This is a genomic window from Thermopolyspora sp. NPDC052614 (genome assembly GCF_040678635.1).
Taxonomy (GTDB): Bacteria; Actinomycetota; Actinomycetes; order Streptosporangiales; family Streptosporangiaceae; genus Thermopolyspora.
Genome location: NZ_JBFATZ010000009.1, coordinates 1 through 9,555 on the forward strand (window position 1 = coordinate 1; position 9,555 = coordinate 9,555).

Genomic DNA, 9,555 nt, shown 5'->3' on the forward strand with positions numbered 1-9,555 from the left:
GACGCCGCGGCGTTCGCCGCCGCGGCCGGCACCTGGCTGAACGACCTGGCCGCGGCCCGGACCCAAGCAGTGCGGGCCGCCGGGCGCACGATCCGCCGGCAGCGGCGGTGCCTGGCGGTCGATGGCAAGGCGTTGCGCGGCACCCGGCACCACACCGGCTCCGGCCGGGCCGTTCATCTGCTCGCGGTGACCGACAGCCGTACCTCGGCGGTCCTGGGGCAGGTCGAGGTCGATGGCAAGAGCAACGAGCCGGCGGCGTTCGCGCCGCTGCCGGAACCGCTGGACCTGGCCGGCGCGGTGGTCACGGCCGATGCCCTGCACACCCGGCGCGAGCATGCCGTCTTCCTGGTCGAGCAGAAGAACGCGCACTACATCCTCACCGTGAAAAAGAACCAGCCCGCCTTGTACAAGCAGCTCAAAGCCCTGCCCTGGCGGCAGGTCGAGGTCGGTCACACCGAGACCGTCCACGGGCACGGCCGTACCGGGAAACGCTCGATCAAGGTCTGCTCGGTGGCCGCGGGGCTGTTGTTCCCGCACGCCGCCCAGGCCATCCGCATCACCCGCAAGGTCCGGCCCCGCTCGGGCGGACGGTGGAAGAGCGTCACCGTCTACGCCGTGACCGGTCTGGACGCACACCAGGCCCGCCCCGGGGAACCGGCCGGATGGATCCGCGCGCACCGGCAGATCGAAGCCCTGCACCACGTCCGCGACGTCACCTACCGCGAGGACCTCTCCCAGGTCCGCACCGGGTCGGGGCCCGCCGTCATGGCAGCCCTGCGCAATCTGGCCATCGGAGTCTTGAAGCTCTGCGGCTGGACCAACATCGCCCAGGCCAACCGCCGCCATGCCCAAGACCCCGCCCGCTGCCTCGTAACCCTCGGCCTCACGTGATCAAACCAGACAAAACGCGAGAACGCCGGAGCCCTGGTCAAGAGTGGCCAACTTTATCCGAGTGAATGACCGACCGAACGACCAACAATGATCAACACAGTGAGGACGAGTCGTAGGCCGAGTTCCTCCCAGGAGATCTCGAGGTTGTTCCCGTCGCCAGTTACGCCGACGATGCCGAGACCGGCCAGCGCGCCCAGACCCATGTGGTTAGAACGACGACTTCCCTGCGAAGTCACCACCTCAGATGGCGATCATACGAAATGACAGCTTGCCGCTGTCTCCGCCCCGCCATCAGCCGCCCGTCCCCCGAGATGGCAATACGCTTCACGCGGTGCCGTACAAGGCACTCCAACTTGCCCGGCCACGGTTCGTGCACGGTCAGCTGAGCTGATCGCGTAATTTCTGGTGGCCAAACTTGTGATGCTCGCGATGGTACCGAATATGCTCAAGGTCAATATCATGCCTGACTAACAGTACGCCGATCTCCTCGCCATCCGTCTGGTCGATAACTCTCAGATCATCCTCGATCGTGATACTGCCGAACTTGAATAAGGCCTGATGATTCGGGCACAGGCATAGCATGTTACTAAGAGTGTCAGGTCCGCTATGAGGTAACTCCAGCCCACGAATGTGTGCCACAGAGGCGAAGCGTATCCCGCCTGGAATCTCAAGTACTGTCTCACAAATCTGGCAGGCATAGCTATAGAGCTGCTTCAGGTCATTTGCCAGATGGCGGTCGGAGTAGATGCCAGGCGCCACTTGCTCCCAGCGGCCAGACGCTAGTTCACGGCCTCGACGATATCGATGCCTCTGCTCATCGCGATCACCAAACTGTTCAAGTCGGAACTGTAGAACGATAGGACCATCATGGCTGGGTTTGAGCCAGTACTCCTTGACGAGGAACAGTCCGTCGTAACTGAATCCCGCCTCAGGTGAAAACCTACTATCTCCGCGAGACCCTCGGATGACGCGAACGGGCAGCTGCGTTGTTATACTCTTGATTAGTGCAGCATTACCGGGATCTTCTGGCGACTGGTCCCGTACTTGAGTCCGACTGTCGGGATCTCTTCCGCCGTGCCCAGTGTAGATAATTACTTCACCATAATCTTCATCGTCTTTGTAGCCACCTGATACTACAATGGACTCTGCTCCACCTCGCCTAGCAGTACCGCATATTCCTGCCTGTAATGGACGATGAACTCCAGCATCGTGAAGGGCTTGACGGTTTGGGAAAAGTGTACCTATAGAGATTCCAGGGATCGCTCCGTAATTTTCTGTGAACGTGTCGACTTGGTGGCTACTATGCGCTCTGTTCCGGAACAGGGCCACGTTGCCGGCGTAATCGGATCCGCGGCTCTGAGGGATGGGGAGATTCTTGTCCCTAAGCGCATCTCGGGCACATCTAAAAATGGCCTCTAGTTCGAGATGTTCTGGCTGATCCGGAATCCCGTCACGAATAACTCGAATTAACTCGCCAGTGAAAGCAGTGTAACTTTCGGCTCCCTCGGCAGAAGCGGTTCTATTTTCTCCGCTGGCCGCCATAAGATAAGTTCCGCCTAAGTCCGCACTATTGGCAAGCGTTTCCGTGGCGTCGTCGCTTCCATTCAGCGTACCTAATGCACGTCCACTATAGCAGCAATCCAGGATCGCGATTCTGCATCTTGCTCGACTGTGTCGCAGTGCTGCACGGACATACTCGTAGCGCACCGCTTTGTAATCCCTCCCTCTCTCGGAATTGACGAGAGTTAGATGCAACTCCGACTCATTTCCGTATATTTGACCATGGCCGGCATAGTATATGATGAGCGTATCGCGTGCCTCTTCGGCTGCTGCCCATAGGGGGTCAAGTATCTCATCGGGATGGCTCGGATTATGGACTGTTATGCAATGCTGACTGGGTAGGCCCCACAGGTCATCAGTGCTTAGGAGCTTGCCGATCGTCCTGAGATTATTAGCGACTGCTGGTAGTGGAGGAAGATGGTTGTACTGACTGGTACCAACTAGTACTACGCGAGAAGTCAGGGGGTTGGGAAGCTTCAATCGTGATCCTTAACCGCATCTAGAATATTCACGACAAGGTCAGTATCTGCGTCCGATAGGGTGATCGTAGTATCACCTCGCTCAATCGTGATCTTTGGTCGATTTCGACGCGTTTGTCGCCATTGCGCCAATGCCGCCGTGAAACCTGGCCATGCTAAGGCACTCGTCACAAGTAATGAAATAAAGTCGAGTGTGTCTCCCATCTCTCCTGGGGCTGGCTCCTTATAGGTCAAGCGTATGTCAATATCGCGCCGAAGGTTCTGCTCGCCCAGTAGCCACTCGTAGAGCGACCTAAGTTCTTCGTCAGCGTGGCGTCCGGTGATGCGGAGGCTGAAGACAGATGGTTCCATATGTCCACCAATCTGTGCAGATGCGGCAGTATGGGCATGATACCGTTATTATTGATGGCTGGCGGGCGTAACTGAACACGTTGCTCACAGTAAGTTGTCGAAGACTGGCTAACAAGATCGAACGTAGACGTGCAGGTCATGCCATTGCCTCTCCAGTAGACACCGGACAGCAACACCTGGTAACCAAGCGATCCAGGCGTTGCACAACAGTCGTACTGGAACGACGAACTGAGGTCTTGCATGCCTCTACCAGGGCGATTTGGTGCTTGCTGATCAAAAAGGTGCTACCTGGCAGGGAAGAACATGGAGGCATGTTTCTGTGGATGACACTCCCGTCCTCGGGCTGTATGACGCGCTACTCACTCGTCAGCTCGCTGAGCGTGTAACCGGATGGCGGGCCTCCGGTCACTTGGTTGACATCGGCCAAGTTGATCAGGGAGACGTCGCGCATACGCTTGGCCGTTTTGTCGGCCAGGTAGCGGCTGACACACTTGCGTCGCTCAAGTCCCCTGAGGAGCAGGTTGAACTCGCCAATCGCGTCCTGAGACTCCTGGCTGATCCACAAGTTCTTGAGAACGGCCCGCGTCGACTGTTGTCGATCATCGAGGCGGGCCCTGGCTCTGTTCCGCCGGTACGCCCATCGACCTCGTTGTCAGAGGCGGCCCTGCTGACGAATGCTCATGAGGACCCGAACCTTGCCCACGAGTTGGCGGCCGAGCTCGCGAGCGCGGATCGTGTCGATCTGTTGTGCGCCTTCGTGAAGTGGTCTGGGCTGCGTATCCTAGAGCGCCCGCTCGCTGAGTTGGCGCGTCGAGGAGTCCCCTTGCGCGTCATCACTACCACCTACATGGGTGCTACCGAACGGCGGGCGTTGGATCGGCCTGTGCGCAACTTCGGAGCACAGGTGCGAATCAGTTACGAGCAGAACTCCACTCGCTTGCATGCCAAGGCGTGGTTGCTGCGTCGCAACACTGGATTCGACACGGCATATGTCGGCAGTTCCAACCTCTCGCGAGCCGCGCTGCTGGATGGCTTGGAGTGGAACGTCCGGCTGTCCTCGGTTACAACCCCGCGTCTGCTGGACAAGTTTGAGGGGATCTTCGACTCGTACTGGAATAGGGCGGAGTTCGAGCCTTACGACCCGGAGTCCAGTGAGCGGCTTGACGAGGCGCTGTCTCGGTCGAAGGAGGGACAGAGGCTTTTCGATCTTCCGGCGCTTGTTCCACACCCCCTCCAGCACCAGAGCGACATGTTGGAAAAGCTCGATGTGGAGCGCACTATTCATAATCGCCACCGCAACTTGGTAGTAGCTGCTACCGGAACAGGAAAGACTGTGATGGCGGCGTTCGACTACCGTAACCTGCAGCAGCGTTTAGGGCGGCAACCTTCTCTACTATTCGTGGCTCATCGAAGGGAGATCCTGACACAAGCGCTAGGTACGTACCGTCAGGTCCTGGCAGATCCAGATTTCGGCGAACTGCATGTTGGAGGCGATAAGTCAAGGTACTGGCGGCATGCCTTTGCGTCGGTGCAGTCACTCAATACGCAAGGGATAGAGCAGTTTAAGCCTGACCACTTCGATGTTGTAGTGATCGACGAGTTTTATCACGCCGCTGCACCTACGTATCGCAAAATTATCAATCACCTGAAGCCGAAAGAGTTGCTTGGGCTCACCGCGACTCCTGAACGGGCCGACGGGACTTGGGTTCAGGATGAGTTCTTCGAGGGACGTATCGCAGCCGAGCTGCGACTCTGGGAGGCGTTGGATGCCGATCTCCTTTGCCCATTCCACTACTTCGGGATCAACGACGAAACTGACCTGTCTGGGGTGAAGTGGTCACGAGGGGCGTACGATAGCCGTGCTCTCGACGAGGCTCTTGCTGAAGACACTGCTCGTGCGCGACTTGTTTTCAATGCACTTCTGGACAAGGTAAGCGATACCGGTGAGATACGAGGGCTGGGGTTCTGTGTCTCAGTTCGGCATGCTCGCTTCATGGCAGACTTTCTCACGCGGGCAGGGCTGCGATCGCTGGCTGTAGATGGAACCACAGAAAATGGCGAGCGGAGGGTGGCGCTAAAAGCCCTGCGTGACGGTGAGGTCGCCTTCCTATTTACGGTTGACCTGTTCAACGAAGGTCTTGACGTACCCGACGTTAATACGCTCCTTCTGCTCCGACCCACAGAGAGCGCGACGGTGTTTCTGCAGCAGCTTGGTCGAGGACTTCGTCGGACGCCGGAAAAGAGCGTGCTTACGGTTCTCGACTTTGTTGGACAGCATCGAAAGGAGTACCGATACGGAAATCGTTTCCAGGCGCTGATCGGCTTTGCGCGAAAGCGTCTGGAGAAGGAAGTGGCCAAGGACTTCCCGCTGCTACCGGCCGGATGTCAGATCGTCCTGGACCGAGTCACCAAGGATCGTCTGCTCGCCGAACTCAAGGCCCACTTGGGGGCGAATGCGAACACCTTGGCTCAAGAGATTCGGTCGTACGCGAAGACGTCGTTGACAGGGTACCTCAGCGAGAGCGGACGCGATATCGCCGATATCTATCGGAACAACCGGTACTGGACAGATCTGCTGCGACGGGCGCAGCTTCTTGGAGGTGTGGCTTCTCCTCTGGAAACGCTGCTCGGGCGTAGGGTTCGTGCTCTCATCCATGTCGATGATTTGCGTAGAGCTGAGTCTTACGCGCGATTGCTCGATGATGACTGTCCTCGTTATGAGGACTTGTCGGAACTGGAGCAAGTATTTGCTCGAATGCTCTTCTTTACTCTGTGGCGCAACGGTGGAGGGTTCTCATCCTACGATGATGCGCTCAAGCAGTTGCGGGCGGAGGTGGACCTCTGCGGTGAGATTCGTGAGGTTCTTAGGCACGGGGCTGGGTCGCCGGCATTTGTACCTAAGCCATTGCATGGAATGCTGAGTTACATTCCGCTTGCAGTCAATGCGCGTTACTCCACTGATGAGGTGCTGGCGGCGCTCAATTGGGCTTCGCTGGGTGGCTCCGTGCCCTCCTCTATGCGCGAAGGGGTGGCATGGTGCCCGGCGACGCGGTGCGATGCCCTTTTCGTTACCCTGCAGAAGAACGCCCAGGAGTTCTCTCCCCAGACGATGTATCGAGACTATGCGCTCTCGCCAAAGCTGTTCCATTGGGAGTCGCAGAACCGCACAGGCGAAAAGTCTGTAACCGGACTCCGCTACCAGAACCATGAGAGCGATGGAACTCACGTGCTGCTATTTACGCGGGAGCACAAGGAGAACGAAAATGGCTATCCGGAGCCGTTCGTTTTTCATGGTCCCGTGCGCTATAGGGAACATCGTGGCGAGCGCCCAATGGCTATAACCTGGGAACTCGACGAGGAGATGCCTGTAGAGCTGTTTGCCCGAGCGGCGATTGCTGTCTAGGGCCGTTTCAGGGTGGCCGATCTGGTTAACGGGGTGGGCCACTCCCGTTGATGACGGCAGCCAGTGGTTGTGCGCGCATGTTGCTGATGAAGCTCTCCCATGCAGCTTGGTGGATGACCAAGGTGGCGGCTCTCGGGCGCCTCGCCCGCGGATCTCGTCGACTCATCACCATCGATGTCGCTGCGGGGGACGCCGGTCTTCAGACGGGTCACAGGGTTCTCGTTCGGCGGGCTGGACGATCAGCGGTCGATGCGGCCGATGCCGCCCATCATCGGGATGTCGGCCAGGTGGGAGCGATCGTCGATGGACACGAGCCGGTCGTCGGGGTAGGCGCGTCGCCGTGCCGCCGCGTCGCCGATGCTCCAGTCGGCGAAGTGGGCCAGGCCGGGGCCCACCATGGTGAGCCCGTCGAAGAAGCGGGCGATCTCCGCACGGCTGCGCATGACGACCAAGGAGTTGGACCTGCGGTAGACCTTCCGGACCTCCTCGACGTCGTCGCGTCCCTCTTGGGCCAGGCCGTGCGAGATCACCAGGTACGAGCCCGAGGGCAGCCCGTCGCACAGGTGCCTGACGCTCGCCAGCGCCGTGTCGAAATCTTCGATGAAGTGCAGGACCGCCACCATGAGCAGGCCGACCGGCCGGGAGAGGTCCAGGTGCCCGCGCAGCGTGGCGTCGTTCAGGATGGCCTGCGGGTCGCGCAGGTCGGCCTCGATGACGGCGGTGTTGCCGTTGGCCGCCAGCAACGCGTCCGCGTGCACCCGGACCAGCGGGTCGTTGTCCACGTAGACGACGCGGGCGTCCGCAGCGATCTCCTGGGCCACTTCGTGCACGTTCTGCTGGGTGGGCAGCCCGGAGCCGATGTCGATGAACTGGCGGATGCCCGCCTCCCCGGCCAGCCACCGCACCGCGTCGATCAGGAACCGCCGGTTGGCCCGCGCGCCCAGTCGCGTTTGCGGGAACATCGCGATGACCTGCTCGGCGGCTTCGCGATCGGCCGCGTAGTTGTTCTTGCCGCCGAGGAAGTAGTCGTACATGCGGGCGACATGCGGCTTGGAGATGTCGATGTCCGGCGCGGGAGGCGTCTCCGCGGCCTCCGGCGTCGGCCCATTCGGCACGGTGCCCGGCGTCTCGCTCGCGGATTTCGCCACATCGTCACCATCGATGTCGCCGCGCGACATGGCCCACCTCCAGATGGTCGCAGCGTCCTTGGAAACAGTGCCGCCGGCGGGGCGACGATCAGCGGTCGATGCGGGCGATGCCGACCATCAGGGCGATGTCGGCCAGCGCGGAACGGTCGTTGATGGAGACGATTACGTCGTCGGGGCGCTCCCGGCGGCGGAAGTCCGCGTCGCCGATGGTCCAGTCGGCGATGTGGACCATTCCGGGGCCGACCGGGGTGAGACCGTCGAAGAAGGCGACGAGCTGCTCGCGGGTGCGCGGGGTGACCGAGGAACTGGCCCTGTTGTAGACCCGCACGGCCTCGTCGATGTCGTCGCGCCCTTCCTCGGCGAGGCCGTGGGCGATCACGACGTACGAGCCCGTGGGGAGCGCGTCGCACAGGGTCTTGACGCACCTGTAGGCGAGCTGGTCGTCATCGATGAAGTGCAGGACCGCCACCATGAGCAGCGCCACGGGCTGCGAGAAATCGATCAGGTTGCGCACCGCGGGATCGTCGAGGATGCGCTGCGGCTCGCGCAGGTCCGCGTTGATGACGATGGTGCGGTCGTCGGCCGTCAGCAGCGCGTCGGCGTGCACCAGCACCAGGGGATCGTTGTCGACGTAGACGACGCGGGCGTCCTCGGCGATCTCCTGGGCGACCTCGTGGACGTTCTGCTGGGTGGGCAGCCCGGAGCCGATGTCGATGAACTGGCGGATGCCCGCCTCCTCGGCGAGCCACCGGACCGAGTCGATGAGGAACCGCCGGTTGACCCGCGTCCCGAACCTGGTCTTCGGCAGGACCTTGATGAACTGCTCGGCCACCTCGCGGTCGGCCGCGTAGTTGTGCTTGCCGCCAAGCCAATAGTCGTAGATTCGTGCGGGATGGGGCTTGGAGGTGTCGATGTCGGGGGCGGGAGCCGCCTCGGCCGCGGTGTCGCGCAGGAACCGATCCGGCCCGCCGCCGGCTTCACTACCTGACATTGCCAACCTCCGGGCGTCGAGGGCATACAAGCAAGGGCAAGATCTCGACACCCATTATGACCTGAAATATCGGTGTTGTTGACGGAGGTGTTAACTGCCCGGAAGGTGCCTTTCGAGAGTTATCTCATCGTGTATCGGGATTTCGTAGTTGCCTGTCTCGGGGATCTCGGGCTTGAGGCGGGCGCGGCTGTCGTCGACGGCTCCGGCGTGGATCGCGGCGAATCGAAAGCCGCGGCGCTGGTAGAAGCGCAGGGCGTCCACGTTGTCGTTCGTGGTGATCATCAGCCAGAGGCGGCTGAGCCCCAGCCCGGCGGCGACCTCTTCGACGGCGGCGATGAGGCGCGGCACCCTGCCACTGGTTGGTCGTGTGCAGCGTGAGAATCTCACACGAGCCGTTCGCCGGATCCAGACATAGGTGAGCAGGCCAGCGAAGCCTCCATCGTCGGGGCGCGGATGTCGGTCAGGAAGCGCGCCCACTCCGTTCTATCGAAGATCAGGACGACCCCCGATGGATTCTTCGAGTCGCGAACGGCGACGCGTTTTCTGTGGTCGGAGGACACCTCGACGCAGTTACCCGTGTCGCCGCTGTAGCTGCTCTTACGCCATCTCATCGGCGCGTACCTCAACGATGAACTCTCGCCAGGTGTGGTAACTGATCAGCAGTGTGGGTCCTGTGGGGTTCTTGGAGTCCCGTATGCCGATTCGACCGGAGGGGAAACGGGCGGCCTCGAC

Annotated in this window: 9 protein-coding genes and 1 pseudogene; 2 read left to right on the forward strand and 8 right to left on the reverse strand. The window is 60.7% G+C overall.

Annotated elements, in window-relative coordinates; all coding sequences use genetic code 11:
- Window positions 1-891 (forward strand): ISAs1 family transposase (locus AB0K60_RS20165; RefSeq protein WP_364056814.1); only part of this gene is annotated, 891 nt, incomplete at its 5' end.
- A 378-nt stretch (window positions 892-1,269) separates the two neighbouring features.
- Here AB0K60_RS20165 and AB0K60_RS20170 read toward each other — a convergent pair.
- From AB0K60_RS20170 to AB0K60_RS20180, 3 genes and pseudogenes are all read right to left on the reverse strand, one after another.
- Window positions 1,270-1,650, reverse strand: a complete 381-nt coding sequence (locus AB0K60_RS20170) for an HNH endonuclease (RefSeq protein WP_364057619.1) — start codon at window positions 1,648-1,650, stop codon at window positions 1,270-1,272.
- 81 nt (window positions 1,651-1,731) lie between these two features.
- Window positions 1,732-2,931: pseudogene (locus tag AB0K60_RS20175) on the reverse strand (YDG/SRA domain-containing protein); the annotation flags it as partial.
- Window positions 2,928-3,281, reverse strand: coding sequence for a hypothetical protein (locus AB0K60_RS20180; RefSeq protein WP_364056817.1), 354 nt, complete (start codon window positions 3,279-3,281; stop codon window positions 2,928-2,930). The pseudogene AB0K60_RS20175 and the gene AB0K60_RS20180, both read right to left, overlap by 4 nt.
- Before the next feature lie 319 nt (window positions 3,282-3,600).
- Between AB0K60_RS20180 and AB0K60_RS20185 the strand changes: the two genes are divergently transcribed.
- Complete coding sequence (locus AB0K60_RS20185; RefSeq protein WP_364056820.1) at window positions 3,601-6,684, forward strand: DUF3427 domain-containing protein; 3,084 nt, start codon at window positions 3,601-3,603, stop codon at window positions 6,682-6,684.
- Between the two features lie 239 nt (window positions 6,685-6,923).
- Here the strand turns inward: AB0K60_RS20185 and AB0K60_RS20190 are convergent, their stop codons facing one another.
- The 5 genes from AB0K60_RS20190 to AB0K60_RS20210 form a co-directional block, all read right to left on the reverse strand.
- On the reverse strand, window positions 6,924-7,832 hold the full coding sequence (locus AB0K60_RS20190) for an SAM-dependent methyltransferase (protein WP_364056823.1): 909 nt from the start codon (window positions 7,830-7,832) through the stop codon (window positions 6,924-6,926).
- 88 nt (window positions 7,833-7,920) lie between these two features.
- Window positions 7,921-8,823 (reverse strand): SAM-dependent methyltransferase, encoded by a 903-nt coding sequence (locus AB0K60_RS20195; protein WP_364056826.1) that lies wholly within the window; start codon window positions 8,821-8,823, stop codon window positions 7,921-7,923.
- 90 nt (window positions 8,824-8,913) lie between these two features.
- Window positions 8,914-9,171: a GNAT family N-acetyltransferase gene (locus AB0K60_RS20200; protein ID WP_364056829.1), complete on the reverse strand. Its 258-nt coding sequence runs from the start codon at window positions 9,169-9,171 to the stop codon at window positions 8,914-8,916.
- Window positions 9,172-9,206: 35 nt separating this feature from the next.
- Complete coding sequence (locus AB0K60_RS20205) at window positions 9,207-9,434, reverse strand: DUF397 domain-containing protein (protein ID WP_364056832.1); 228 nt, start codon at window positions 9,432-9,434, stop codon at window positions 9,207-9,209.
- Complete coding sequence (locus tag AB0K60_RS20210) at window positions 9,421-9,525, reverse strand: DUF397 domain-containing protein (RefSeq protein ID WP_364057621.1); 105 nt, start codon at window positions 9,523-9,525, stop codon at window positions 9,421-9,423. Before AB0K60_RS20210 ends, AB0K60_RS20205 begins: the two co-directional genes overlap by 14 nt.
- Window positions 9,526-9,555 lie beyond the last annotated feature (30 nt).